23 protein-coding genes are annotated in these 24,801 nt (G+C 72.0%); 9 read left to right on the top strand and 14 right to left on the bottom strand.

The genetic code is table 11. The features are described 5' to 3' along the window. Positions 1 to 154: 154 nt before the first annotated feature. The 3 genes from JOF43_RS13055 to dut are packed head-to-tail and all read right to left on the bottom strand — an operon-like array spanning position 155 to position 2,235. Positions 155 to 898 (bottom strand): DUF3159 domain-containing protein, encoded by a 744-nt coding sequence (locus tag JOF43_RS13055; RefSeq protein ID WP_209902625.1) that lies wholly within the window; start codon positions 896 to 898, stop codon positions 155 to 157. Then, positions 895 to 1,692, bottom strand: a complete 798-nt coding sequence (locus JOF43_RS13050) for a DUF3710 domain-containing protein (protein ID WP_209902623.1) — start codon at positions 1,690 to 1,692, stop codon at positions 895 to 897. Before JOF43_RS13050 ends, JOF43_RS13055 begins: the two co-directional genes overlap by 4 nt. Before the next feature lie 3 nt (positions 1,693 to 1,695). Continuing rightward, positions 1,696 to 2,235: a dUTP diphosphatase gene (gene dut / locus JOF43_RS13045; protein WP_209902621.1), complete on the bottom strand. Its 540-nt coding sequence runs from the start codon at positions 2,233 to 2,235 to the stop codon at positions 1,696 to 1,698. A 61-nt stretch (positions 2,236 to 2,296) separates the two neighbouring features. Between dut and JOF43_RS13040 the strand changes: the two genes are divergently transcribed. Continuing rightward, positions 2,297 to 2,830 (top strand): DUF3093 domain-containing protein, encoded by a 534-nt coding sequence (locus tag JOF43_RS13040; RefSeq protein WP_209902619.1) that lies wholly within the window; start codon positions 2,297 to 2,299, stop codon positions 2,828 to 2,830. Positions 2,831 to 2,989: 159 nt separating this feature from the next. On the opposite strand, the gene JOF43_RS13035 is transcribed toward JOF43_RS13040, so the two are convergent. Then, the gene (locus JOF43_RS13035; protein ID WP_012805050.1) at positions 2,990 to 3,292 is read right to left on the bottom strand and encodes a DUF4193 domain-containing protein; all 303 of its coding nucleotides are present in this window, start codon (positions 3,290 to 3,292) and stop codon (positions 2,990 to 2,992) included. A 292-nt stretch (positions 3,293 to 3,584) separates the two neighbouring features. Between JOF43_RS13035 and sepH the strand changes: the two genes are divergently transcribed. Then, positions 3,585 to 4,880: a septation protein SepH gene (gene sepH / locus JOF43_RS13030; protein ID WP_209902618.1), complete on the top strand. Its 1,296-nt coding sequence runs from the start codon at positions 3,585 to 3,587 to the stop codon at positions 4,878 to 4,880. A gap of 35 nt (positions 4,881 to 4,915) precedes the next feature. Here sepH and JOF43_RS13025 read toward each other — a convergent pair whose 3' ends face one another. From JOF43_RS13025 to JOF43_RS13015, 3 genes are read right to left on the bottom strand one after another with little or no spacing between them, the layout of a single operon-like run. Then, entirely contained in the window at positions 4,916 to 6,070 is a 1,155-nt protein-coding gene (locus JOF43_RS13025; RefSeq protein ID WP_209902616.1) for an alkaline phosphatase family protein, read from the bottom strand. Between the two features lie 11 nt (positions 6,071 to 6,081). Next, positions 6,082 to 6,657 carry a DUF5998 family protein gene (locus JOF43_RS13020; protein ID WP_209902614.1) on the bottom strand — a complete coding sequence of 192 codons (576 nt, stop codon included), beginning with the start codon at positions 6,655 to 6,657 and terminating at the stop codon, positions 6,082 to 6,084. 41 nt (positions 6,658 to 6,698) lie between these two features. Beyond that, positions 6,699 to 9,413, bottom strand: coding sequence for a GNAT family N-acetyltransferase (locus tag JOF43_RS13015; RefSeq protein WP_209902612.1), 2,715 nt, complete (start codon positions 9,411 to 9,413; stop codon positions 6,699 to 6,701). A 102-nt stretch (positions 9,414 to 9,515) separates the two neighbouring features. On the opposite strand from JOF43_RS13015, the gene JOF43_RS13010 reads away from it, so the two are divergent. The 5 genes from JOF43_RS13010 (at position 9,516) to JOF43_RS12990 (ending at position 14,784) form a co-directional block, all read left to right on the top strand. Further along, entirely contained in the window at positions 9,516 to 11,972 is a 2,457-nt protein-coding gene (locus JOF43_RS13010) for a DNA gyrase/topoisomerase IV subunit A (protein ID WP_209902610.1), read from the top strand. Between the two features lie 23 nt (positions 11,973 to 11,995). Next, entirely contained in the window at positions 11,996 to 13,072 is a 1,077-nt protein-coding gene (locus tag JOF43_RS13005) for a hypothetical protein (protein WP_209902608.1), read from the top strand. 26 nt (positions 13,073 to 13,098) lie between these two features. Further along, entirely contained in the window at positions 13,099 to 13,968 is an 870-nt protein-coding gene (locus JOF43_RS13000; RefSeq protein ID WP_209902606.1) for a D-hexose-6-phosphate mutarotase, read from the top strand. Between the two features lie 203 nt (positions 13,969 to 14,171). Further along, positions 14,172 to 14,333, top strand: a complete 162-nt coding sequence (locus JOF43_RS12995) for a hypothetical protein (RefSeq protein WP_209902605.1) — start codon at positions 14,172 to 14,174, stop codon at positions 14,331 to 14,333. Between the two features lie 175 nt (positions 14,334 to 14,508). Continuing rightward, positions 14,509 to 14,784, top strand: coding sequence for a hypothetical protein (locus JOF43_RS12990; protein ID WP_209902603.1), 276 nt, complete (start codon positions 14,509 to 14,511; stop codon positions 14,782 to 14,784). 188 nt (positions 14,785 to 14,972) lie between these two features. Here JOF43_RS12990 and hisF read toward each other — a convergent pair whose 3' ends face one another. After that, the gene (gene hisF / locus JOF43_RS12985) at positions 14,973 to 15,758 is read right to left on the bottom strand and encodes an imidazole glycerol phosphate synthase subunit HisF (protein WP_209902601.1); all 786 of its coding nucleotides are present in this window, start codon (positions 15,756 to 15,758) and stop codon (positions 14,973 to 14,975) included. Continuing rightward, positions 15,755 to 17,872, bottom strand: a complete 2,118-nt coding sequence (locus JOF43_RS12980; protein ID WP_209902599.1) for a DNA gyrase/topoisomerase IV subunit B — start codon at positions 17,870 to 17,872, stop codon at positions 15,755 to 15,757. Before JOF43_RS12980 ends, hisF begins: the two co-directional genes overlap by 4 nt. A 128-nt stretch (positions 17,873 to 18,000) precedes the next feature. On the opposite strand from JOF43_RS12980, the gene JOF43_RS12975 reads away from it, so the two are divergent. Continuing rightward, on the top strand, positions 18,001 to 18,219 hold the full coding sequence (locus JOF43_RS12975; protein ID WP_209902597.1) for a DUF7455 domain-containing protein: 219 nt from the start codon (positions 18,001 to 18,003) through the stop codon (positions 18,217 to 18,219). A gap of 236 nt (positions 18,220 to 18,455) precedes the next feature. On the opposite strand, the gene JOF43_RS12970 is transcribed toward JOF43_RS12975, so the two are convergent. From JOF43_RS12970 to JOF43_RS12955, 4 genes are all read right to left on the bottom strand, one after another. Then, entirely contained in the window at positions 18,456 to 19,688 is a 1,233-nt protein-coding gene (locus tag JOF43_RS12970; RefSeq protein ID WP_209902595.1) for an RNA polymerase sigma factor, read from the bottom strand. 360 nt (positions 19,689 to 20,048) lie between these two features. Continuing rightward, entirely contained in the window at positions 20,049 to 20,474 is a 426-nt protein-coding gene (locus tag JOF43_RS12965) for a universal stress protein (protein ID WP_209902593.1), read from the bottom strand. A 69-nt stretch (positions 20,475 to 20,543) separates the two neighbouring features. Next, complete coding sequence (gene metX / locus JOF43_RS12960; protein ID WP_209902591.1) at positions 20,544 to 21,767, bottom strand: homoserine O-acetyltransferase MetX; 1,224 nt, start codon at positions 21,765 to 21,767, stop codon at positions 20,544 to 20,546. Between the two features lie 51 nt (positions 21,768 to 21,818). Then, entirely contained in the window at positions 21,819 to 22,976 is a 1,158-nt protein-coding gene (locus tag JOF43_RS12955; protein WP_209902589.1) for a hypothetical protein, read from the bottom strand. A 148-nt stretch (positions 22,977 to 23,124) separates the two neighbouring features. Between JOF43_RS12955 and JOF43_RS12950 the strand changes: the two genes are divergently transcribed. Further along, entirely contained in the window at positions 23,125 to 24,261 is a 1,137-nt protein-coding gene (locus tag JOF43_RS12950) for a polyprenyl synthetase family protein (protein ID WP_209902588.1), read from the top strand. A 77-nt stretch (positions 24,262 to 24,338) separates the two neighbouring features. Here JOF43_RS12950 and JOF43_RS12945 read toward each other — a convergent pair whose 3' ends face one another. After that, positions 24,339 to 24,692 carry an Rv2175c family DNA-binding protein gene (locus JOF43_RS12945; RefSeq protein ID WP_209902586.1) on the bottom strand — a complete coding sequence of 118 codons (354 nt, stop codon included), beginning with the start codon at positions 24,690 to 24,692 and terminating at the stop codon, positions 24,339 to 24,341. Positions 24,693 to 24,801 lie beyond the last annotated feature (109 nt).

Raw genomic sequence — 24,801 nt, 5'->3', positions numbered from 1 at the left:
CCGTCCGCCGCAGATCTCCCGCGCGGATCGCTGTCGCTGTGTCTCGATCTCGTGGTGACCCCCGTCATCGGCCGGGGCCGGTCGCCGGGAGTCATCGTGCTCCAGTGTCCCACCAGGCGGACCGGACTCCGAACCGGCCCGGCGCCCGCGCCGGTCAGGACCGGTCGCGGCGGGCCAGGAGCGAACGGTGCATCAGCCACACGAGGTAGGCGATCACCGCGAAGGCGGGCAGGCCCATCGCGAGCTTGGCCACCCCCAGCGCCGCCACCTGGCCGGTCAGCAGCAGCGGCACCTGGACGGCGAGCTTGGCCGCGTACAGCACGACGAACAGCAGCGTCGCCCGGGTATACACGGCGCGGGCATCGGGATCCCGGGCCCAGTCCTGCACCCTCGCATCCAGCAGTCCGATGAACAGGCCGATCAGCGGGCGTTTGGCGATCAGCGAGACCACCAGGACCAACAGGGTCACCGCGTTGATGACGATCCCCGGCGCGTAGAAGTCGGTGCCGTCGCCGGAGCGGATCGCGAGCACGGCACCGAGACCGACCCCGAGCAGTCCGCCGAGCACGGTCGAGGGGCTCTGGCGCTGGACGATGCGCACCAGCAGGAACACCGCGACCACCGCGACGGCGGCCACGGAGGCGACCGTCACCGAGCCCGTGGCGACGAACAGCACGATGAACAGCAGCGTGGGCAGCGCCGACTCGATGATCCCGCGGGGGCCGCCGATCGCGTCGCCGACCGAGAACTCCTCCTGGCGCAGGACACCGCCGAGCCCGCGGCCGGAGGGCTGCTCCTCGGCCCCGGTGCCGGGGGGATCGCTCGGACCGCCCCCGGCCCCGCCGTGCGCTTCCGGGCGGGGAGGCTCGGCTCCGGTGCCCTCGGGTGCGTGGCTCATCCGACCTCGGTGATCTCGGGACCGCGGGCCAGCGGGTCCAGGGGGCCGGCGCCGATCTGGTTCACCCCGGGACGCTGGCCGGGAAGGTTGAGACCGATCAGCTCCTGCGGAGCCATGGCCTCGCCGCCCCGTACGACGACGAGCCGGGAGATCAGGGTCTCGAAGGTCCGCGACTGCTCCGCATCACCGAGCGCCTTGCCGGTGAGGATGGCCCGCAGGAACCAGCGGGGCCCGTCGATCCCGATGAACCGGGCGGGGCGGTAGCCGGTGCGGCCGTCGCTGCGCTTGACGGGGAGGCGGGTGATGAGCTCGGTGCCGAAGACGCCGTCCCGGGTCTCGGCCGTCCCGCCCTGCTTGACGACCGAGTCGCGAAGGGAGGTGCGCACCTCGTCCCACAGTCCACGCGACTTGGGGGCGGCGAAGGCCTGGACCTGCAGCGAGGAGCCGCCGATGACCAGGTTGGCGCCGGTGACGGAGCCGCTGCGCTGGTCGACCTCCATGCGCAGCTCCATGCCGTCGATCGTCGGCACGCGCAGGCCGCCGAGGTCGACGTGATCGTCCTCGGGGGCGTCGTCCTCGTCGTAGGGCCCGTCCTCGAGGTGCTCGGGGCGGGCCTGCTCCGGCGCGTCCTGCTCGGCCCTCTCCTCAGCGGAGTCGTCAGCGGTCCCCTCAGCGGGGTCCTCACCGTCCGCCGTCAGCTCCTCGTCGGGGAGGTCGGTGGCGTCCGACCCCGTCTCCTCGGGGCCCGCGGGCTCCTCGGGGTCCTGTCGCTTGGTGCGCGAGAACAGTCCCATCTCTCATCCCTCCGTGGTCTCGTCGGTCCCGGCGGTGGCCGGGCCGGTGCCGAACCCGCCGCTGGAGCCGAATCCCGAGGCGGCGCGATCGGTGACGTCCAGGTCGTCGACCTCCTGCAGCACAGGCGCCAGGAAGGGCACCACGACCAGCTGGGCGATGCGATCGCCGGCGCGGAGGCCGAACGGCTCGGCCAGGTCGGTGTTGTGCAGGGAGACCTTGATCGGCCCGCGATATCCGGCGTCCACGATACCGGGACCGTTCAGCACGGTGATCCCGTGCTTGGCGGCGAGCCCCGAACGGGGGCAGACCAGCCCCACGGTTCCCGGGGGCAGTGCCAGCGAGATGCCGGTGTCCACGAGCGCGCGACCGCCGGCGGGGATCTCCACGTCCTCCGCGCTGGTCAGGTCCAGCCCGGCGTCATCGGCATGAGCGCGGTGGGGCATCGGGGCGCCCGGGGCAGGACGGATGCGCAGCGGGCTCCCGCCGGCCGGGGCGGGCGTGATGTCGGGGACGGTGTCCAAGGTGTCGGGCTCAGCAGGCATGCGCCCAGGGTAAGCGCTGCGGGCGCGGGAGCACCCAGGACGTGCGTGAGACCATGGACCCATGTCCGCCACGCCCGATCCCGCCACGTCTGCGAGCCCGTCGCGCGGGAACCAGCCCTCGTCCGCACCGGAACCCGCCTCCGGGCAGGAGCCGCTGTTCCGGGAGCGGGTGCTGCCCACCCCCGGTGTCTGGGTCGTGGTGGTGCTGCTGGGCTCGATCTTCGGACTGGTCATGGTCCCGCTGGATCTCACCCTCGCGATCGTGGTCGGGGCGGCGTGCGTGGTGATCGCGATCGTCCTCGCAGTGCTGTACTCCCCCGTCCTGGAGGTCGCCGGCGGTCGTTTCCGGCTCGGCCGCGCCCAGATCGAGGTCTCGCTGCTGGGCGAGCCCGAGGAGCTGCGGGGCGAGGACTGGCAGCACACCGTCGGACAGGGCTTCGAGCCCTTGGCCCACCACTGCGTGCGCGGCTGGGTGCGCTCCGGGATCCGCGTCGAGGTGCTCGACGAGGACGATCCGACCAGCGCATGGGTCGCCTCGACCCGTCGGCCCGACGACCTCGCACTGGCCCTGCGCACCGCCCAGCACAGCGCCTGAGCGGCCACGGCGGAACCGCTCCCCCGGGGCAGCCTTCCCGGGACAGTCGTGCCGAGGGATGATCTCGAGCGGGGCCGGCGAGGGCTCCCCCGACGATCACGACGGCGCCGCCCCGGAGGGGTGCGGCGCCGTCGTGCGCGCAGGAAGGCGGGCGATCGCTCAGGCGGCGGCGCACTCCTTGCAGATGATGAGGGTGCCCTCGACGTGGTCGATCTGGCTGCGGTGCTTGACGAGGAAGCAGCTCGCGCAGGTGAACTCGTCGGCCTGGCGGGGAAGCACCCGCACTGAGAGCTCCTCGCCGGAGAGGTCGGCACCGGGGAGCTCGTAGGAGTCCGCGGCCTCCGCCTCGTCCTCGTCGACCGTCGGGGTCGCCGCTTCGTTCCGGCGACCCTTCAGCTCTTCGATCGAGTCGTCGTTCGAGTCGTCGTCGTTCTTGCGCGGGGCGTCGTAATCAGTGGCCATCTACGGTCCGTTCTCGTGTCTGTGACTGTCACCGGGCGGTGGCCCGACCGGGAAGGCGTGCGGCGATCCAGCACGGCGCGACCGCCCTGTCCCCCAATGGGCCGGTCCGGGTCGCAACGCTGAATGCGGCGGCATTATTGCAGAGAGGTCTGTGTCCGGCAACATAGCGCCCGGAGCGGCCCGACACGCCCCGGACGGAGGTCCGGACACCGGCGCGCGGGGCCCGCAGGAGATATGGTCGCTGCCTAGACTTCTGCACGCGACCGAGCAGGCTCCGACGGAGAGGACGACGATGCGCGAGCTCGAACTCGACGGGATCCATGACGACGGGGAACATGTGATCCTGGTCGACTCCGACGGCGAGCGGTACACGCTGCGCATCGACAAGGCCCTGCGGGCCGCGGTGCGCACGGACCGACCTGCCCTGGGCATGATCCAGGCCGCCGACGCGGCACCGCTGCGTCCGCGGGAGATCCAGGCGATGCTCCGCTCAGGACGCAGCGCCGAGGACATCTCCGAGGCCGCGGACATCCCGCTGGACCACGTGCGTCGCTACGAGGGTCCGGTGCTGGCCGAACGGGAGTGGACCGCCCAGCGCGCCCGCTCCTTCCCGGTCGGTCGCGGAGGGCCCAGCCTCGACGACGTGGTCGCCGAACGACTGGCGGCCCGGGAGGCCACCGAGGAGACCGTCTGGGACGCCTGGCGCCGCACCGACGGCAGCTGGACCCTGGAGCTCACCTTCTCCGCCGGCGGCCGGACCCGCCAGGCGCACTGGGTCGCCGAACTCGACAACCGCTCGGTCGCACCGGTGGACGACGAGGCCCGCTGGATCAGCGACGAGGACGCGCCGCCCGAGCCCACCCGGGGCCGCGGCCGGCTGCAGGCGGTCAAGAGCTCGGTCTACGACGTGGAGGCCGACGGCTCCTTCGACGAGCGCTCCGCGGGGCCCCGTCGTCGCACCCCGTGGCCCGGTCAGCGCCCGGTCTCCGACGAGCATCCCTCGACCCTGGACGAGGGCGAGCTCGACGCACTCAACGCCCGGCGCGGGCTGCGGTCCGTGCCACCGCCCGAGGACGACTCCGCGACGGTCTGGGCCAGCCTCGACGAGGACCCGGCCGAGGGCGAGGCAGCCGGAGACGCCGCCGGGACCGCCCCGGCCGCAGCGGACGCCGGGGCCTCCGCTCCGAGCGCGCAGGAGGCCGACGAGGAGATCGACGAGTCGGATCGCGAGGCGCTGCTGGAACATTCCAGTGCGCCCGCTGAGGAGGATTCCGAGGACGAGTACCCGGCCGAGGACCTCGGCGTCCCCGCGCCGGAGACCGACGACCTCTCCCCGGACGAGGAGGACGAGGAGGACGAGGAGGACGAGGAACTCCCGGCCGCGGAGATCCGCTACCAGGACACCGTCGACCTCACTCCCCTGCCCGGCTTCGACGACGCCGAGGGGACCTCTTCCTCCGGCTCCGACCCCGAGGAGAAGTCGGCGAACTCTGCGAAGTCTGGGAAGTCGGCGAAGTCGAAGCCGAAGAGCAAGCGGGCGTCGATGCCGAGCTGGGACGAGATCGTCTTCGGCTCCAAGCACGAGTGACCCCGCCGGCCGGCGTCGCGGCAGCGCGCCGGCCCTCAGACCGTGACGCGCAGCAGCGGCACCCGGCTCTCGGCCGATGTCAGCGACCCGTGCACCCCGATCAGCGCACGAGCACCGTCCGGGCGGCGTGAGAAGTCATCGACCGTCCATCGCCCGCGGGCCAGGACCAGCACGTCGGGGATCCGTCCCTCCACCCGCGCGGGCACGGGGGTGCCGAGCGGGGCCAGCAGGGCGGAGGCGAGCACCTCGGCGCGGGTGAGCACCAGCGCCCGCTGACCCAGCAGCTCGGACAACCCGCCCGCGAGCTCCGCCGCCGCTCCCCGCCCCTCGACCGCGCGGAGCGCGAGCGCACGGGATTCCCCCGCCACCGTCGCGATCAGCCGCTGCAGCTGCGGATGGTCGGCGAGGTCGACGGTGGTCCCGGGCGCGGTGTCGACCATGCCGTGGTCGGCGGTCAGGTGGATCCGGGTACCGCGCGGGAGCCGTCGCAGCAACGTGCCCACGAGGGCGTCGACGTCCGCGAGGGCCGTGCGCCATGCCTCGCTGTCCACGCCGTGACGGTGCCCGGCGTGGTCGACGTCATCGACGTGCAGGTGGACCAGTCCGTCGGGCCCCGCCCGGTGCAGGGCTGTGCGCAGGGCCTCGACCCGGTCGCCGCGGCCGTGACCGAGGAACTCCCAGCCACGGTAGGCGACACCGCTGAGGTGGGAGCGGGCGTGCTTGGCGGGAGCCACCTGGACGGCGCGGCGGCCTCCCCGCTCCACGGGCGTCGTCTCGGGCATCCACCGGTGCGGGTCGACGGCGGGATCGCCCGTCAGCTGGTTGATCGCGCGGCCGCTGTCCGGGTCGTGAGTGAGATAGCCGAGGACCCCGTGCACCAGCGGCGGGAGCCCGGTGTGCAGGGAGACCATCGCCGTGGCCGTGGTCGCCGGGGACACGGTGCGCACCTGCACGGTGCTGTCCTCGAGGCGGCGCAGGGTCGGGGTGAGGGCCCGGTGCTCGGCCAGCAGCTCCGCCCCGGCGCCGTCGAGCACCACGACCAGGTCGCGGCCCGGCTCCGGGGTCGACACCAGAGGCTCGATCACGTCGAGCTGACCGGGCCGGGCACCGTCGGCGAAGGGTGGGGGCAGCAGGTCCTGCGGCCAGGTGACCTCGGGGCCGAGTGCGCGGTGGGTCCCCTGCTCAGCCACGGCGGACCGGCTCAGGCGTCGGTCGCATCGACCGCGTCGACCAGCTCGGCGTGGAAACGCAGCGCGGACTCGACCGCGTCGTCCCCGTCGGCCAGCGCGCTGACCCGCAGCGCGAGGTCCGCAGGAGCCATCGTGCCCGTGTAGCCGTGGTCGATCTGGCAGTTGGGGTCCTCGCAGACCGCTCGTTCGAGGTCCACCCGCCGGCTGCCGTCCCAGGTGATGCCGAGGGTGATCTCGGACTCCCGGCCCGGAGCGCGCTGGCCGTCGGTGTCGAAGACCTGGGAGATGCCGGTGGAGTAGATCCGGTTCAGCCGCACCCGCTCCGTCGTGGAGACCACCTGGGAGGGGTTCAGGGCGTCGGCCGGGTCGTCGTCGAGGTGGGTGACCAGCAGGTGGGTCGCGGTCAGGACCAGGACGGTGAGATGACGGCGCACCTCGGGGCCGTCGAAGGTGGTCTCGGGGCGCACGAGATGTGCCAGCGGGTGCGCGCCGTGCAGGGAGCGCTGCACGGACTGGGCAGCGGTCTGCGGGAAGTACCCGGCGGTCTCGAGCTCCGTGAGCAGATCAGCAGGGAGAGCGGTGGTCATCGCTCCATTGTTCCACGTGGGGATCGTTCCCCGCGGGCGGCTCAGCTTCCCGCCGGGCCCGACAGCACCCGCCGGGCCCCGTCGGTGCGGTTGGGCGCCGGGGACAGCTGCGCGGTCGCCCCGACCATGCTGACCCCGTCCTGTCCCACCAGCACCGGGTAGAGCTCGAGCCGGGAGAGCTCGGGCAGGTCTTCCGCGAGCAGGCCGATGCGCACCACCAGGTCGGCGAGCGCGGTGCGGTCGGCGCGGGGCAGTCCGCGGGTGCCCCGCAGCTTCACGGCACTGGCGGGCGCGTCGACCAGCCCTGCCGCCGCGGTCTCGCTGAACGGCGGGATGGCGTAGGCGATGTCGTCGAGCAGATCGGTCGCGTCCCCGGCGACGGACAGCGAGACCACGGGTCCCAGTGAGGGGTCCTCGACGCTGCGCACCACCATGGGCACCCCGGGCGGCGCCATCGCCTGGACCTCGAGCGGCGCGCTCGAGTAGGACAGGTCCCGCCCCATGGCCTCGACCGCATGGCGCAGCTGGACGTCGTCGGGGATGGACAGACGGACGCCGCCGAGATCGGCGCGGTGACGCAGCACCGGGTCGGTGCTCTTCAGGGCGACCGGGTAGCCGATCTCCTGCGCCCGCGAGACCGCGTCGTCGCCGTCCCGGATCGGGTGCGCCTCCAGCAGCGGGATCCCGTAGGCGGCCAGCAGGGCACGCACGTCCTCCGCGGCGAGGTCGAGCGTCGGCGGCGCCGGATCCGGCAGCAGGCGGTCGACGAGGTCGCGGGCGGCGGCGCGGTCGAGGTCCTCGCGATGGGCGGGCTCCTCGTCGTCGGCCGCGGGACGCAGGGTGGCCGCGAGCATGCCTGCTGCGGCACGCAGGGCGGCGTGGGGCGTCGCGTGGACCGGGGGCAGGTCCGGGTCCGTGCGGACTGCCCGCTGCACCGCGCCGTAGCGGTCGGCATCGGTGATCAGGCACACCAACAGGACCACTTCGGAGTGGCGAGCGACCGTCGCCATCTGGCGGATCACCTCGAGGGCGTCGCCGCTGAGCGGATCGAGCATCCCGGCGATGACCAGGTCGACCTCTCCGAGTGCGGCCATCGAGGTGAAGGCGCGCTGGATCAGGCGGGGGTCAGGGGCCAGGGGCACGCTGCGGTTGTCGGCGACGATCTGGAGCCGGGCCTGGTCGGCGGCGCCCCGCAGGGCGGCACCGAGGGCCGCGGTGTTCGAGAGCAGCCCCACCCGGGGGCCGTGGGGCAGGCCCTGGCGGCCGAGGGCGTCGGTGATGTCCAGGAGGTGGTCGACGCCGGTGGCCTGCACCACCCCGGCGGAGTCGAGGACCTGGCCGAGAGCGCGCCGGGACAAGGTCGAAGGACGCACGTCGTGCCCGGGCGCGTGGTCCACTCCCGGGGGACGCAGCACGATCAGAGGCACCCGGCGGGTGAGCCGCCGCGCGAGGCGGGTGAACTTGCGCGGGTTCCCCATCGACTCCAGGGCCAGCGCGATCACGCCGACGTCCTCGTCGTCCTGCCAGTGCTGGAGGGTGTCGTTGAGGGAGACGTCCGCACGGTTGCCGGCGCCGACGAACTCGTGGATCCCGATCCCCCGGGTGTCGGTCCCGGCCAGCAGCAGGGCCGACAGGGCGCTGGACTGCCCGGCCAGGGCCACGGGGCCCGGGCGCGGCATGGCCGGGGCCAGCGAGAGACTGATGGCGTCTTCGCCGGTGCGCAGGAAACCCAGCGATCCCGGGCCCAGCAGCCGCATCCCGTGCAGACGCGCTCGGGCCACCAGTTGCCGCTGGAGGTCGCGGCCGTGCTCGCTGTCGGTGAAGCCCTCGGTGGGGATCACGACGCTGCGCACGCCGATGGAGGCGCACTCCTCGATCGCCTCGAGGCACGCCGCGGGGCGCAGGGCGATCACGGCGAGGTCGATCGTGCCCGGCACGTCCGTGATGCGGGCGTGGGTGCGATGGCCGCGCAGCTCCATCTGCTCGCGGGAGACGACGTGGACCGCGCCACGGTAGCCGGAGAGCTCCAGGGCGGACAGAAAGCGGCCACCGGCGGAGTCCGCGCGGGAGGAGACCCCGATCAGCAGCACCGACTCGGGGTGCAGCAGGCGTTCCATGGCCTGTGCCTCGGCGCGATGCTCGCGCTCGGCCATGACGGCCAGGGAGCGGGCTGTGGGGTCGATCCGGAAGGAGACCATCACCACGCCGTCGTCGAGGGAGCGTTCGACGTCGAAGCCCGCCTCGGTGAACACGTTGATCATCTTGGCGTTCTGCGGGAGCACCTCGGCGGTGAAGATGCTGAGACCCCGTTCGCGGGCGGCGGCGGCGAGGTGCTCGAGCAGCACCGAGGCGAGGCCGCTCCCCTGCCGGGCGTCGGAGACGTTGAACGCGACCTCGGCCGCCTGCGGAGCGATCCGGTCGTAGCGGGCGACGGCGATGATCTCGTCCCCCACCAGCACGACGAACGCCACCCGGTCGCGATGGTCGACGTGGGTGAAGCGCTCGAGGTCGCGCGGGGACAGGCGCGGCATGGGCGCGAAGAACCGCAGATAGCGGGAATGCTCGGACTGGCGCTGGTGGAACGCCTGCAGCGCCTCGGCGTCCGTGGGCAGGATGGGCCGCAGATGGGCGGCGGACCCGTCGTGCAGGGCGATGTCAGCCTCCCAGTGCGCCGGGTAGGCAGACGATGCCTGGGAGTCCTCGTCCCCGGGGGCCCGACGCCGCAGGGGTCGCAGTGCTTCGCGCCTGTCCGCCATATGCGGATCCTATCGTCGTACCTCGGGGACTTGACGGGATTCACGTCCCCGACCGGCGCTGGTTCCCGGGATCGTGCCCGGTCATGCGCCATGATGTCCCTCATGGCCCGATCACGAAGCACCCAGCAGAGCGCCGGGGACGACAGGGTCGACGAGACGATCGTCGACATCGACGTCACCAGCGAGATGGAGACGTCCTTCCTCGAGTACGCGTACTCCGTGATCTACTCCCGGGCGCTCCCCGACGCCCGGGACGGCCTCAAGCCCGTCCAGCGCCGCATCCTCTACATGATGGCCGAGATGGGACTGCGTCCCGATCGCGGGCACGTGAAGTCCCAGCGCGTCGTCGGCGAGGTGATGGGGAAGCTCCACCCGCACGGCGACACCGCCATCTACGACGCCCTGGTGCGCATGGCGCAGGGCTTCAACATGCGGATGCCCCTGGTGGACGGCCACGGCAACTTCGGGTCCCTCGACAACGGCCCGGCCGCCCCCCGGTACACCGAGGCACGCCTGGCCAAGGCCGCTCTGCTGATGACGGACTCGCTGGACGAGAACGTCGTGGAGATGGTCCCGAACTACGACAATCAGCTCACACAGCCCGAGGTGCTGCCGGCGCAGTACCCGAACCTGCTGGTCAACGGAGCCTCCGGGATCGCCGTCGGGATGGCGACGAACATGGCGCCCCACAACCTGGTCGAGACCGTCGCCGCGGCCCGGCACCTGATCGACCATCCCGAGGCGGATCTCGAGCAGCTCATGCGCTTCGTGCCCGGCCCCGATCTGCCCACGGGCGGCCGGATCGTCGGGCTCGACGGCATCCGGGACGCGTACCGCACCGGCCGGGGTTCCTTCAAGGTCCGCGCCACCACCCGGATCGAGAACATCACCTCGCGGCGCAAGGGCATCGTCGTCACGCAGCTGCCGTACCAGGTGGGCCCGGAGAAGGTGGCCGAGAAGCTGCGCGACGCGGTGCAGTCCAAGAAGGTCCAGGGCATCACCGACTACCAGGACCTCACCGACCGCCATCACGGCCTGCGCCTGGTGATGTCCGTGAAGTCCGGCTACGAGCCCGACGCGGTGCTCGAGCAGCTGTACAAGCACACTCCGCTCGAGGAGTCCTTCGGGATCAACAACGTGGCGCTGGTGGAGGGCCAGCCCCGCACGATGGGCCTCAAGCAGCTGCTCGAGGTGTTCGTCGACCACCGCCTCACCGTCGTGCGGCGCCGTACAGAGCACCGGCTGGACCGGCGCAAGGCACGCCTGCACCTGGTCGAAGGGCTGCTGCTGGCGATCGTCGACATCGACGAGGTCATCCAGATCGTCCGCACCAGCGACGACGCCGAGAACGCCCGCACCCGCCTGATGGGCGTGTTCGACCTGTCGCAGATCCAGGCCGAGTACATCCTCGAGCTGCGGCTGCGCCGACTGACGAAGTTCTCCCAGATCGAGCTCGAGGGTGAGCGCGACGAGCTGCGCCGGGAGATCGAGCGACTCGAGGAGATCCTGGGCTCCGAGGAGATCCTGCGCCGCCTGGTCTCCGACGAACTGGCCGCGGTCGCCTCCGAGCACGGCGACTCGCGCCGCACCGTCCTGCTCGAAGCCGCCGACCAGCCCGCCCCCGCCGCCGGTGGTTCACTCGAGGTCGCCGACGAGCCGTGCCGGGTGCTGCTGACCGGCACCTCGCTGGTGGCCCGCGTCACCGGCGAGGGTCCCCTGGAGCGGGAGGGCCCGCGCAGCTCGCACGACGTGATCGTCGCGGACGTGCGTACCACCACCCGCTCCACCGTCGGGGTCGTCACCGATCGCGGCCGCGTGCTGCACCTGTCCGTGGTGGACCTGCCCTCCCTGGCCCCCACCGCCGGTGCGCCCTCACTCGCCGGCGGCACCCGCCTGACGGACCTGCTCGACCTCGAGCGCGAGGAGCGAGCCCTGGGACTGATCCGTGTCGCCGAGGCGGACGTGGCTCGCGGCGGGGCGATCGCGCTCGGCACCCGGGACGGTGTCGTCAAGCGGGTCCAGCTCGACTTCCCGCGCTCGGACGGCTTCGAGATCATCGCGCTCAAGGACGGCGACCGCGTCGTCGGCGTGGTGGACCTGGAGGACGACACCGACCTGGACCTGGTCCTCGTCACTTCCGAGGCGCAGCTGCTGCATTTCCCCTCCTCCGGAGTGCGCCCGCAGGGGCGCGGGGCCGGCGGCGTCGCCGGGATCAAGCTCGCTGCGGGGGTGCGGGTGATCTCCTTCGGCGCGATCGATGTGACGTCCCCGGCGGACGTGGTCACGGTCTCCGGCAGCTCCGACACCCTGCCGCTGCTGCAGACCGGGTCCCTGAAGGTCTCTCCGCTGACCGAGTTCCCCGCCAAGGGGCGGGCCACCGCCGGCATGCGCTGCCATCGCTTCCTGCGCGGCGAGGACGTGCTGATCGGCGCCTGGGTGGTGCCGCACCCGGCGCGCGCCTCGTCCGAGGCGGGCCAGCCGATCGACCTGCCTGAGCCGACCGGGCGGCGCGACGGCTCCGGCACGCCGGTGGCCGTGCCGATCGCCGCCGTCGGCTGACCACGGACGCCACGGCGCATCCCATGAGGGCGGTCCTCTCCCGGCGCTCCACCCCCGCCTCCCGCCGGGAATCCGTCCACCTCGCCCTCGGGGCCGGGGGCGGCCTGGTCGGTCTCGTCGTCGGGCTGTGCGCGCTGCGGGGCACCGCCCCTCTCGCCGGGAGCGGCTCCATCGGCCAGGTCGCGGCCCTGTCGGTGCTCTGCTGCGGCACGCTCACCGCGGCCGGTGTCCTCGCGACTCTCACCCGTCGCTCGCTGCCCTGGTTCGGCGGCCGTCGCTGGTGGCGCCGGGCGGTCGACATCGCGGGGCTCTCCCTCGTCCACGGGATCCTCGGCCTGTTCCTGGTGGGCGCGCTGTTCACGGTCTTCCAGCTGGCCTTCCAGGGCGTCGCCCTGGACCGCCTGGCGGGCACCTTCTGGGTGATGGCCTCGAGTGCGGGAGCCTCCTACATCATCTCCGCGTCCGCCGCGTCCCTGACCGGGCGATCGCTCGCGACCCTGTTGGCCGCCTTCCTGACCGTCGGGGTGCTCGCCAGTGCCATGAACTCCCCCGACCCGTACTGGTGGGAGCGATACTTCTCCGAGCTCGGCGAGGGCGGGGACCTCGCGAGCCTCACGTTCAACCTGACGCTGCTGCTGACGGGCATCGCGCTGGTCACCGTCGCCGAGTTCGTCGGGCACGACCTCGACCGCTGGGCACGCGGCGTCGGGGAGCCCGCGTGGGTGCCGAAGACCGTGCGCTCGATGCTGTCCGCCGTCGGCGTCCTGGTCGCGCTGGTCGCCCTGGTCTCCCGCACCGTCAGCGTGTTCTGGCACGACGTGGTCGCCCAGACGCTCGTGGTCGTGTTCGGCCTGGTCCTGCTGGTGGTCCCGGTGCTCCTGCGCCGGCTGCCCGGCGGGCTGCTCATCGTCACCGTGACCGCCTTCGGGCTGCTCGTCGGCCTCATCGTGCTGTTCGTCGGCGTCGGGTACCTGAACATGACGGCGTTCGAGATGGGGGCCGCGGCGATCGTGTACGTATGGCTGCTGCTCTTCCTGCGCGCGGTCTCCGCCGCGGAGGGGCACACGGCGCGGTCGGGGTCCGGGGACGACGACGCCTGAGCACCGCGACGTGGGACGATGGCTCCATGAACGCTTCCACGGCCTCCCCGTCCGTTCCGCTTCCCGAGGGCGTCGCCCAGGAGCAGGTCCATGGGGTCGACGCGCTCGTCGTCGACACCCCTGCCGCGCACGGTGTGATCCACCTCGATGGCGCGCACCTGACCAGCTGGTCCCCCACCGGAGAGGCGGACCTGCTCTGGCTGAGCCCGGCCTCGGCGTTCGGGGAGGGCGAGGCGATCCGGGGCGGGATCCCCCTGGTGGGACCGTGGTTCGGTCCCGGTCGTGACGGTGCGATGCCGGTCAAGCACGGATGGCTGCGCAACATCCGTTGGGAGCTCTCCTCCGCCGCGCTCGAGGGTGAGGACGTGGTCCTGGAGCTGGTGACCCCGGCGGACGTCGCGAAGCTGAGGGGCACCGTCGCCTTCCGGATCGGTCGCGAGCTCTCGGTGGACCTGAGCATCACCGCCGGGGCGACGCCGCTCGAGCTGGAGGCCGCTCTGCACACCTATCTGGCCGTCGGCGACGTGCGCCGGATCGCCGTCGAGGGACTCGAGGGCGCGGAGTACCTCGACAACACCCGGGGACTGGCCCCGGACGTCCTCGGGGACGAGCCCGTCCGGCTGACCGGCTCCACGGACCGCATCGTCGATGCCGCCGGCGTGGTGGTCATCGACGACGAGACCGGTGGTCGCCGCCTCGTCTCCAGCCCGCGCGGCACGGCCAAGACGATCCTCTGGAATCCCTGGGACGAACTGGTCACCTCGATGGCCGACATCCCCGACGACGCCTGGTCCCGGTTCGTCTGCGTGGAGCCCGCGGTCGCCAAGGACCGCTTCGTCAGCCTCCAGCCGGGCCAGGAGCACACCCTCGGGGTCACCTACCGCATCGAGCACTGACCCTCTCGACGTCGGCGTCGCCAGCGGTATCGGCGACCCGGCGACGCGGTACGCGCCGCGGGTCCGGTCGCCACCGTGCACGGGCGCGGCCGGGCCCTTCGTGCGCCCCGACCCGGCACGGCGAAGGACGGCGGCACGGTGGCGGACAGCGGCCCGACGTAAATCAGTTGTGCCGCACCACCGCTCGATGGTCGACTGTCCGTATGGAGATGCACACGACCCCGACACCGACCCCGGTCCGCCCGGACGCGTCGCTGCTCGGCCTCGTCGCATCCCCCATCCGGCGCCACGGATTCTCCGTGGACCTGCGCGCGTCCGGTGGGGGACGCCGCGATGCCGCCGGCGCCGTCCAGGCAGCTCGCTGACCCCGAGCCCCTCTGCGCGCCCTGCCGGGCGGTCCTGAGTCCGCCGGCACCCCACGTCCTGCGACGCCCTCGACGCCCGTCGAGCGCTCGATGACGTCCTTCCCCGCTTCGAGGACAGCGCCTGTCCTGCCTGCGCGGAACACTCGATCCCACCACCTCCCCCAGGAGACCTGCCATGTCGGTCCGGACTCGACCCGACGTCCCCCTGTCCACTCCCACGACCACACCCGATGCCCCGCGCCGGTCACCGGCCCCGGCCGAGGCTCGCTCCGCCGAGCGGTTCCTGCGCAGGGCGCCCGAGACGACCGACGCGAAGGAGGCGAAGGAGACCCGTCGGCGCCGGCGGGATCTCGTACGGGCCCGTCGCCGCCGGACGGCGCTGCGCGCCCTCGAGGAGCGGGACCTCGCCTACCAGCGGGCCCTCGTCCGCTCCGGCGTCCCCGTGCGATGACTGCTCACTGCGGCCACTCACGCGGCCCGCACCGATGATGCCCCGGCCCCTTCTGGGACCGGGGCATCACTCCTGCGGTCTCACGAGGGGGACGTCCGGGCCGGTCAGCCGCGGGGTCCCGCGGGATCCTCCTGCCCCGACCCGTCCGTCCTCGGATCGCCGACGGGCTCGCGCCCCGTGCTGCCGTGCTACCGCACCGTGATGCCGTCGTCCGCCATGGCGCGTTTCGCCTCGGCGATGGTCATCTGCTGGAAGTGGAAGACGCTCGCCGCGAGCACCGCGTCGGCGCCGGCGTGCACGGCCGGCGGGAAATCGGCCGGTGCGCCGGCTCCGCCGGAGGCGATCAGCGGCAGGTCCGTGGCCGCGCGGGCCAGGCCGATGAGCTCGAGGTCGAATCCCTTCTCGGTGCCGTCGGCGTCCATGGAGTTCAGCAGGATCTCCCCGGCGCCGCGCTCGGTCACCTCGCGGGTCCACGCGATCGCGTCGATCCCCGTACCGCGTCGCCCGCCGTGAGTGGTGACCTCGAATCCGGAGCCGGACCGCGCCGTGCCCTCCGGGGTGTCCTCGGTGACGCGTCGCGCGTCGATCGACAGCACCAGCACCTGGTTGCCGAAGCGGCGAGAGATCTCGCTGATCAGCTCGGGGCGACCGAGGGCTGCGGTGTTGACCCCGCACTTGTCGGCACCCGCGCGCAGCAGCTGGTCGACGTCGCCGCTCGAGCGCACGCCACCGCCGACGGTCAGCGGGATGAAGATCTGCTCCGCGGTCCGTCGCACCACGTCGATCATGGTCTCGCGCCCCCCGGAGGAGGCGGTGACATCGAGGAAGGTGAGCTCGTCGGCGCCCTCGGCGCCGTAGCGGGCGGCGAGCTCCACGGGATCACCCGCATCGCGCAGTCCCTGGAAGTTCACGCCCTTGACCACCCGGCCCGCGTCGACGTCGAGGCAGGGGATCACGCGGACGGCGACGCTCATGCGTCGATCCTCTCCAGGTCGAGCTCCTCGGCCCCCTCGATGATGAACTGCTTGCGGGGCGCGACCTCCGAGCCCATGAGGAGCTCGAACATGGCGCTGGCGGCCTCGGCGTCCTCGATCCGTACCCGCCGCAAGGTGCGGTGCTGAGGATCCATGGTCGTGTCGGCCAGCTGGTCGGCGTCCATCTCCCCCAGGCCCTTGTAGCGCTGGATCGGCTCCTTGTAGCGCTTGCCCCGGCGCTCCACGCTCTTGAGCAGCTTGAGCAGCTCCGCCTCCGAGTAGGTGTAGACGAACTCGTTCTTCTTGGACCCGCCGTGGATGATCTCCACCCGGTGCAGCGGCGGCACCGCCGCGTACACCCGGCCCTCCTCGACCAGCGGCCGCATGTACCGGTGGAACAGGGTCAGCAGCAGGGTGCGGATGTGGGCGCCGTCGACGTCGGCGTCGGTCATCATCACGATCTTGCCGTACCGGGCGGCCTCGAGATCGAAGGTGCGCCCGGAGCCGGCGCCGATGACCTGGAAGATCGCGGCGCATTCGGCGTTCTTGAGCATGTCCGTGACGGACGCCTTCTGGGTGTTGAGGATCTTCCCGCGGATCGGCAGCAGCGCCTGGAACTCCGAGGAGCGCGCGTTCTTCGCCGTGCCCAGCGCGCTGTCGCCCTCGACGATGAACAGTTCGGAGCGGTCGACGTCATGGGTGCGGCAGTCGGCGAGCTTGGTGGGCATGGTGGAGGATTCCAGCGCGTTCTTGCGGCGCGAGACCTCCTTGTGCATGCGGGCGGCGATGCGGGCACGCATCTCGGAGACCACCTTGTCGACCACCAGCGCACCCTGTTCCTTCTCCTCCTTCTTGGAGGAGGTCAGGAAATCGGTCAGGCGCTGCTCGACGACCTTGGCGACGATCGCGCGGATCGCGGGGGTGCCGAGCACCTCCTTGGTCTGGCCCTCGAACTGCGGTTCGTCGATCCGGACGCTGACGACGACCGTGAGCCCGGCGAGGGTGTCGTCCTTCTCGATCTTCTCGTTCTTGGCGTTGAACTTGACACGTCGCGCCTGGTTCTCCACCTGCTTGCGCAGGGTCTTGACCAGCGCCTGCTCGAACCCGGTGACGTGGGTGCCGCCCTTGGGGGTGGCCACGATGTTCACGAACGAGCGCAACGTCGAGTCGTAATCCGCGCCCCAGCGCAGCGCGATGTCGACCTCGCAGGTGCGGTCGACGTCGGTGGAGACCATGTGCCCCTTCTTGTCGAGCACGGGGATGGTCTCGGTGTAGGTGCCCGAACCCTGCAGCCTGATCACATCGGTGATCCGCTGGTCCTGGGCCAGGTACTCGACGAACTCGCTGATGCCGCCGTCGTACCGGTAGCTGCGGGTGGCGGGCTGATCCGGCAGGCGCTCGGGCCGCTCGTCGGTGACGGACAGCTCGAGACCGGGCACCAGGAAGGCCGTCTGGCGGGCGCGACGGTGGAGCTCGTCGAGCGCGAAGTGCGAGCCCTTGATGAAGATCTGGGGATCGGCCCAGTACCGCACGCGGGTGCCGGTCACGCCGCGCTTCGTCTTTCCGATCACGCGCAGTTCGGCCGGTCCGACGCTCGGGGTGAAGGGCGCCTCGGGGTCGGGCTCACCGGCGTCGTCGAAGACGCCGGCCTGGCCCCGCTGGAAGCTCATCGCGTAGGTCTTGCCCCCGCGGTCGACCTCGACGTCGAGCCGTCCCGACAGGGCGTTGACGACGCTCGCGCCGACACCGTGCAGACCGCCCGAGGCAGCGTAGGAGCCGCCGCCGAACTTCCCGCCGGCGTGGAGCTTGGTGTAGACCACCTCGACACCGGACAGCCCGGTGCGCGGTTCGACGTCGACCGGGACTCCACGGCCGGTGTCACGGACCTCGACGGAGGCGTCGGGGTGCAGGATCACGCTGATGGAGTCGCCGTCACCGCCCAGCGCCTCGTCGACCGAGTTGTCGAGGATCTCCCACAGGCAGTGCATGAGACCGCGTGAATCCGTCGAACCGATGTACATGCCGGGGCGCTTGCGGACGGCCTCCAGGCCCTCGAGGACCTGGAGATTGCGCGCGTCGTAGGCGTTCTTTGTCGTTGCGGTGGAGGGGGACACGTCTGGGATCCTACGGTGCCGAGGAGCCGGATCCCTGCATTGCGGCACCGCTCACAGGGTGTTGCGCCCCCAGCGAACCAGGGCGGGAGGTGCTCCCCTTCCTGCACGTCGGATGCTAGAAAAGAACCATGAACCTGACTCTTGAAGCCCCCCGGCTGACCGCTCACGACCGCTGTGACCGCTGCGGAGCACAGGCGTACGTCAAGGTGCTCCTGGAGGCCGGCGGTGAACTGATGTTCTGCGCGCATCATGCCCGCGCCCACCAGGACGCCCTGAAGGGCATCGCCGCAGAGGTGATCGACGAGACCGAACGGCTCCACGCGAAGCCGGAGCCGGTCGAGGACTGACCTCAGCCCCCACCGACACCCGCGAGGGCGCCCACCGATCGGTGGGCGCCCTCGCGCTCTGTCGGGACGGTGGCGGGGGCCTCGGTCGTGCCGGCCGCGGTTCTGCCGGAGCCACGGTTCTGCCGGACCCACCGGGGAGAGCGGGGCACCAAGACGAAGCGGGGCACCCACCGACCGGTGGATGCCCCGCTTCGTCTCCTGCCGCCACGGCAGGAGGACCTACATGTCAGTCCGTGTCAGTCGAGGTAGTCGCGCAGCACCTGGGAGCGCGAGGGGTGACGCAGCTTCGACATGGTCTTCGACTCGATCTGGCGGATCCGCTCCCGGGTGACCCCGTAGACCTTGCCGATCTCGTCGAGGGTCTTGGGCTGGCCGTCCTCGAGCCCGAAGCGCATCGAGACCACGCCGGCCTCCCGCTCGGAGAGTGTGTCCAGCACCGAGTGGAGCTGCTCCTGCAGGAGCGTGAAGCTCACCGCATCGGCGGGGACGACCGCCTCGGAGTCCTCGATGAGGTCGCCGAACTCGCTGTCGCCGTCCTCTCCCAGCGGGGTGTGCAGGGAGATCGGCTCCCGGCCGTACTTCTGGACCTCGACGACCTTCTCGGGCGTCATGTCCAGCTCCTTGGCGAGCTCCTCCGGGGTGGGCTCGCGGCCGAGGTCCTGAAGCATCTGGCGCTGCACGCGAGCGAGCTTGTTGATGACCTCGACCATGTGCACGGGGATGCGGATGGTGCGGGCCTGATCCGCCATGGCGCGGGTGATGGCCTGGCGGATCCACCAGGTGGCGTAGGTCGAGAACTTGTAGCCCTTGGAGTAGTCGAACTTCTCCACGGCGCGGATCAGACCCAGGTTGCCCTCCTGGATGAGGTCCAGGAACAGCATCCCGCGGCCGGTGTAGCGCTTGGCCAGGGAGACGACCAGACGCAGGTTGGCCTCGAGCAGGTGGTCCTTGGCGGCGCGGCCGTCCTCCGCGATCATCGCCAGCTCGCGACCGGGCTTGGTCCTGACCATGGACTCGTCGCCCTTGAGCTTCTGCTCGGCGTACAGGCCGGCCTCGATGCGCTCGGCGAGCTCGACCTCCTGGGCGGCGTTCAGCAGAGCGACCTTGCCGATCTGCTTGAGGTAGTCCTTGACCGGATCGGCGGTCGCACCGGCGGTGACGACCTGCTGGGCCGGGGCGTCGTCCTCGGCCGCATTGAAGACGAAGCCGCCGGAGGCCTCGACCTTGGCGTCGGCCTGAGAGGTCTCCTTCTTGGGCTCGGCCTCCTCGGTCTCGTCCTCGGCGTCTTCGGAGTCCTCCGCAGCCGCGGTGGCCTTCGAGGCCTTCGCGGGCGCGGCCTTCTTCTTGGCGGCGGCCTTGCGCTTGGCAGCGGTGGTCTTCGCGGAGCGCTTCGAGGATGCGTCCGCCTCGGACCCGGCCACCTCGGCGGTCGTATCGGTGGCGGTCTCAGCGGTCTTGGAGGAGGTCACAGAGTTCCTTCTTCCGGCAGTGCTCCCAGGGGTGCACCGCCACACTCGGGCGATCAGTCATCACGGCGCGGCTCGCGGACTGCGCTCGTGACCGTCGTCCCGGGGGATCCCGGTTTCACGGCGCACGAAGGCACGATGCCGTCAAGCCTCACGAGTATAACGTCCCTGCGGCGTACTTATTCCCAGCCTCCCAGAAGTCCCGGGATCCGAGGCTCCGAGGTGCCGACGGGCGTGGCGCGGTCGGCTGCGGATCACACTCCTCGACGCGCCGCGTGGCACGAGCGTGTGCGATGGAGCGCGCAGACTGCCGTGCCGAGGGACGCGCGCCCCGCGTGCCGCGAAGCACGGAGAGGCGTGAGGTCAGGCTCCGGCGACGAGGGCGTCCTCGTCCACGCGGTGGTCGTCCTTGACGGCGAGCACCGGGCAGGGTGCGCCGAGCACGACCCGGCGGGCCGAGGCCCCCAGGTTGAGCTTGCCGATCGGCGACTTGCGACGCAGACCGATCACGAGCAGCGAGGCGGCGACCTCGTCGACCACGGCCAGCAGGAACTCCCCGATGTCCACGCCGTCCCGGGTGCGCACGGAGACCTCGACCCCCTCGGCGTCGGCCCCGGCGAGGGCGGTGCGGAGCTCCTCCTCGGAGGAGGCTCCGCGTTCGTCCTCCCCGTCGCCGAACTGGTAGGAGGCGATGACGACGTCCTCCCCCGTGCGTCGCGCGGATCGGACGGCCGCGCGCAGGGCGGCCGCGCCCTGACCGGAGGGCGAGTACCCCACGACGATGGTCATGCGCCAGCTCCCCCTCGGGACGATTTGGGCGAGATCCCGCGGCGGGGACCTTCGACTGATCGGCCCAGCTTAGCCATCCAGCAGGGCGCGGATCCACTCGCCCAGATCCGGATGCGCGAGCAGGAACGCATCGTGGCCGATCGGAGAGGAGGCCACGTGCCAGTCAGCGTCCGGGATGTGCCGCGCCATCTCCGCGACCAGGTCGGTCGGGAACAGCCGATCCGAGTCGATGGCGACCGCCAGGGTGCGGGCTCGCACGCGCTCGAGGGCCGCCACGGTGCCTCCGCGGCCGCGGCCGACGTCATGGGTGTTCATCGACTGGGCGAGGACCAGGTAGGAGTTCGCGTCGAAACGTCCGGAGAGCTTGCCGGCGTGATGGTCGAGGTAACTGGTCACCTGGTGCCGCCCGCAACCGTCGAAGGGGTCCTCGTCGGCCTGCGCCCGGTTGCCGAACCTGCTCTCGAGCTCGTCCGCGGTGCGATAAGTGGTGTGGGCGATGCGCCGTGCGATGCCGAGCCCTTGCTGGGGGCCCTCTGCGTCCGGGACGTCGTAGTAGTCGCCCCCGCGGAAACCGGGATCGACCCGGATCGCCGCGATCTGCGCGCTGTTCCAGGCGATCTGATCCGCGGTCGCGCGCGCCGAGGTCGCGATGACTCCGAGCCTCTCGACCTCGTCAGGATGGGTCACCGCCCACTCGACCGCGCGCATCCCGCCCATCGATCCGCCGATCACGAGCGCCCAGCGCCGCAGGCCGAGCTCATCGCGCAGCCTTCGCTCCGCCTCGACCTGGTCGCGGACGGTCAGCAGCGGGAAGCGCGAACCCCACGCCCGTCCGTCCGGGCCCGGGGAGCTGGGGCCGGTGCTGCCCTGGCATCCGCCCAGGATGTTGGGGGCGATGACGAAGTAGCGGTCGGTGTCGACCGGACGGCCGGGACCGACCATCTCCTCCCACCACCCGGGGCTCGCGTGTGCCTCGCCGGCCGGGCCCCGCACGTGGGAGTCCCCGGTGAGCGCGTGCAGGACGAGCACCGCATTGCCGCCGTCGGCCGCGAGGGTGCCCCACGTCTCGTACGCCATGGTGACGTCCTCGAGCACGACACCGCTCTCGAGCGGGAGGTCTCCGATGTCGACGAACCGGCGGTCCCCGACGCCGTGCTCGGGACGCCAGGCCCCCGTCACCGTCGACGGCGCCTGCGCGGGACGGGTCGGGGCCGACGCCGAGGCCGTGTGCGCGGGCCGCGGCTGCGGCGCGGCGGCCGACGTGCCCCGGTCCAGAGCTCCGAGAACGCTCATCGGTGGCTCCTCCTCCCTGCTCCCCTGCGCGGCGCACCGGCGGTCCTGGGGTCAGGTGCTGGGCCACCAGGCCGGGAAGATCGGCGTGTCGGTCATTCGTGCCAGCAAGGGTGCCAGAGTCGAGCCGGGTTCGCGCACCCGCAGCTCGTCCACGAGACCGCCGGCGGTCGCGAAGCGGAGGTTCCACCACGCCAGCATCACCAGCAGGGCGGTGAGCCCGCGCCACGCCTCCCGGGCGATCCCGCACTGCGGCGCGGGGAGGTCCCCCAGCGCCCGCTCGGCGACGGCCCGAAGCCGCTCGAGCGCCACGTACCAGCTCCCACCTGCACAGACATCCGGATCGGGTCGCCACTGGTCCTCGCGCACGAGGGTCTGCAGCAGCTCCTCGCGATCGATGCGGTCCTGTTGCCCCCGCTCGACGCACTGTGCCAGGAGCTCCCAGTGGAGACGGTCGACGGCGACGGCCGAGAGCAGCGCGGCGACGCGTTCACAGTCCGTCACGAAGTCCTCCTCGCGCCCGCTCCTCCCGGGGGCGTCGAGTCGCTCGAGAGCACGCCGGGCCGCGTCGAACAGCTCGCCGGGATCGCAGGCCGCGGACAGTTCGGTGCGGACCAGACGGAGACCGCGCGCGACCTGTGTGAGCTCCGGCTGCTCACGAGGGGCCTGCGGGACCGGGCGCCCGGTGAGCACCTCGCCCGCCGCCGCGCAGGTCTCGGAGAATTCGCGCAACGGTTCCGGCGGGGAGATCAGCAGGCGCTCCCCGGCACCGTCCTGTTCTCCGCGATGGACCCGTCGACACACCCCGTTGCCGACCACCCACAGCGAGTCGATGTCGAAAGGGTCGCCCGTCAGCTCTGCGACGGTCAGCAGCAGACGGGCGGAGGCCAGCACCGTGATCTCGTCCACGAGATGATCGGGCAGCGGCTGATGACCGTCGCCGACGACGAGCAGGGCATGGGCACGCCTGCCACCACGCCGCCGGATCAGGTCGAGATGTTGCACGAGCACGGGGGTCTCGTCCTGGTCGACCAGCACGTCGAGGGTGGCGGAGGTGATCATCGGTGGACCCCCCGGGCAGCTGCTCATCAGGATCAGGCAGTCCGTGGGCACCGTGTGCAGGCAGATCCGGGCCTCGGCGAGGAGCTCGGAGGGGTCGGCGGCGTGCAGCAGGCGGCGGTCGGGACCGGCAGGAGAGGTGTTCGTCGTCATGGTCCGACCGTCCAGCACCGGCGCCCCGGGCGGGAGACCCCGGAGCGCATTGGGGACGAGGGCCCTCTGTGGAGGAACGATGGGAGCCCCGCTCCCGGTCAGGCGGCCATGGGAGGATCGGCCCGTCCAGGCACGAGAAGGAGGACCGATGTCCACTGCTGAGGCACCGCCGGGAGGCGGTCGGGCGATCGAGCTCGATGACCTCCTGGTCGCGAGGATCACGGAGATCACGCGGACGGAGCTCGCCCGCCGTCGGCGCCGGCTCGAGGAGATCTCGCCCGAGACGGCGACCCTGGTGGACTCCTTGGAGTCCTATCTCGAGGGCGGCAAGCTGCTGCGCCCACGGTTCTGCTTCTGGGGAGGGGTGGCGGCGCTGGGCCGCGAACCCACCGCGCAGGAGATAGACGACCTTGCACGCTGCGGAGCCGCGATCGAACTGGTCCAGGCCGCCGCGCTCATGCACGACGACGTCATCGACCACTCCCCCGTCCGCCGCGGTCGGCCGGCACTCCATGCCGCCGCCGCAGCACGGCACGAGCGCGATCGTCTCGTCGGCTCGGCGGAGGACTTCGGGGTCGCGGTCGCGATCGTGCTGGGGGACCTCGCGCTGAGCTGGGCCGAGCAGCTCGCGGCCGCCGTCGAGGGCGACTCGGCGTGCACGGCCCGCGCCCGGCGCGAGTTCGACGAGCTGCGCACCGAGGTGATGTCGGGCCAGTTCCTGGACATCCTCCACCAGGCCGGCGGCTTCGCCTCGGCACCGGACGCGGAACAGGCCGCCCTGGCGGTGATCCGCTGGAAGACGGTGCCCTACACCGTGCTGCGGCCGGTGCGTGTGGGCGCGGCGCTGATGGGTGCCGACGACACCGTGCTCGAGCGGCTCTCAAACTGGGCGATCGAGGTCGGGACCGCGTTCCAGCTGCGGGACGATCTGCTCAGCGTGGTGGGGGACCAGGACGAGACGGGCAAACCGATCGGTGGCGACATCGTCGAGGGCAAGCGCACGGTGCTGCTGGCACGGACGGAGGCGGCGGCCGACGGGCCCGGCCGCGCCCTGTTGTCCGGGGTGATCGGTCGAGCCGACGCCGCGCCGTCGGAGATCGCCGCCGCCCACGAGCTCATGGTCGCCACGGGCGCCGTCCGCTCGGTCGCCGACGAGGTGCGCGAGCGCGCCCGTCGCGGCCACGACCTGCTCGACGACAGCGCGGCGGGGATCGGTCAGCTCGGCAGGGACGGGCTGTCCGCGCTCGCCGCGCTCGCCACCGACGTCGAGTCGCTGCCCGCTTGAGCCGGTCGCCCCGCGCAACCCGGACCTCGCCCGCGCAGCCGGTCAGACCGTGCGGACGGCAGCGAAGGGTGCGGTGCTCAGAGGGCGAGTGCCTGCGCGCGGCGTCGCACCTCGCCGCGCTGACCGCTGCGCAACTGATCGATCGGGCGACCCGGAAGGGTCTCGTCCTCGGTGAACAGCCAGGTCAGCAGTTCCACGTCGTCGAAGCCTCCGTCCCGCAGCAGCGTGACCGTGCCCTGGAGGTACGGCGCGACTCCGTCGTCGGTCAGCAGCAGTGCGGGGATCATGCGCACGACGGGGTCGCCGCGCCGGACGGCGATCAGGTGCCCGTCCTCGAGGAGGCGGTGGACGCGCGAGACCTCCAGGTCCAGTCGCAGCGCGACGTCGGGAAGGGTCAGCCAGTCGGTGATGAGGTCATCGAGGTCGTTCACGCCCCTAGCGTGCCACGCCCGGGCCGAGACGCGCACCCGCTGCGCCTCCCGCCGGAGAGGAGGACGTATCTCACTGTTCTCGCGGGCGCCGACCGTGTGTCGGTCCGAG

It is taken from the genome of Brachybacterium sacelli (genome assembly GCF_017876545.1).
Classification (GTDB): domain Bacteria; phylum Actinomycetota; class Actinomycetes; order Actinomycetales; family Dermabacteraceae; genus Brachybacterium; species Brachybacterium sacelli.
This window is presented reverse-complemented; position numbering and strand designations above follow the sequence as displayed.

Bases quoted from the DNA above. Each gene is read 5' to 3' on its own strand.
- JOF43_RS13055 (WP_209902625.1), bottom strand. From the start codon at position 898: ATGAGCCACGCACCCGAGGGCACCGGAGCCGAGCCTCCCCGCCCGGAA.
- JOF43_RS13050 (WP_209902623.1), bottom strand. From the start codon at position 1,692: ATGGGACTGTTCTCGCGCACCAAGCGACAGGACCCCGAGGAGCCCGCG.
- dut (WP_209902621.1), bottom strand. From the start codon at position 2,235: ATGCCTGCTGAGCCCGACACCTTGGACACCGTCCCCGACATCACGCCC.
- JOF43_RS13040 (WP_209902619.1), top strand. From the start codon at position 2,297: ATGTCCGCCACGCCCGATCCCGCCACGTCTGCGAGCCCGTCGCGCGGG.
- JOF43_RS13035 (WP_012805050.1), bottom strand. From the start codon at position 3,292: ATGGCCACTGATTACGACGCCCCGCGCAAGAACGACGACGACTCGAAC.
- sepH (WP_209902618.1), top strand. From the start codon at position 3,585: ATGCGCGAGCTCGAACTCGACGGGATCCATGACGACGGGGAACATGTG.
- JOF43_RS13020 (WP_209902614.1), bottom strand. From the start codon at position 6,657: ATGACCACCGCTCTCCCTGCTGATCTGCTCACGGAGCTCGAGACCGCC.
- JOF43_RS13015 (WP_209902612.1), bottom strand. From the start codon at position 9,413: ATGGCGGACAGGCGCGAAGCACTGCGACCCCTGCGGCGTCGGGCCCCC.
- JOF43_RS13010 (WP_209902610.1), top strand. From the start codon at position 9,516: ATGGCCCGATCACGAAGCACCCAGCAGAGCGCCGGGGACGACAGGGTC.
- JOF43_RS13005 (WP_209902608.1), top strand. From the start codon at position 11,996: ATGAGGGCGGTCCTCTCCCGGCGCTCCACCCCCGCCTCCCGCCGGGAA.
- JOF43_RS13000 (WP_209902606.1), top strand. From the start codon at position 13,099: ATGAACGCTTCCACGGCCTCCCCGTCCGTTCCGCTTCCCGAGGGCGTC.
- JOF43_RS12995 (WP_209902605.1), top strand. From the start codon at position 14,172: ATGGAGATGCACACGACCCCGACACCGACCCCGGTCCGCCCGGACGCG.
- JOF43_RS12990 (WP_209902603.1), top strand. From the start codon at position 14,509: ATGTCGGTCCGGACTCGACCCGACGTCCCCCTGTCCACTCCCACGACC.
- hisF (WP_209902601.1), bottom strand. From the start codon at position 15,758: ATGAGCGTCGCCGTCCGCGTGATCCCCTGCCTCGACGTCGACGCGGGC.
- JOF43_RS12975 (WP_209902597.1), top strand. From the start codon at position 18,001: ATGAACCTGACTCTTGAAGCCCCCCGGCTGACCGCTCACGACCGCTGT.
- JOF43_RS12965 (WP_209902593.1), bottom strand. From the start codon at position 20,474: ATGACCATCGTCGTGGGGTACTCGCCCTCCGGTCAGGGCGCGGCCGCC.
- metX (WP_209902591.1), bottom strand. From the start codon at position 21,767: ATGAGCGTTCTCGGAGCTCTGGACCGGGGCACGTCGGCCGCCGCGCCG.
- JOF43_RS12955 (WP_209902589.1), bottom strand. From the start codon at position 22,976: ATGACGACGAACACCTCTCCTGCCGGTCCCGACCGCCGCCTGCTGCAC.
- JOF43_RS12950 (WP_209902588.1), top strand. From the start codon at position 23,125: ATGTCCACTGCTGAGGCACCGCCGGGAGGCGGTCGGGCGATCGAGCTC.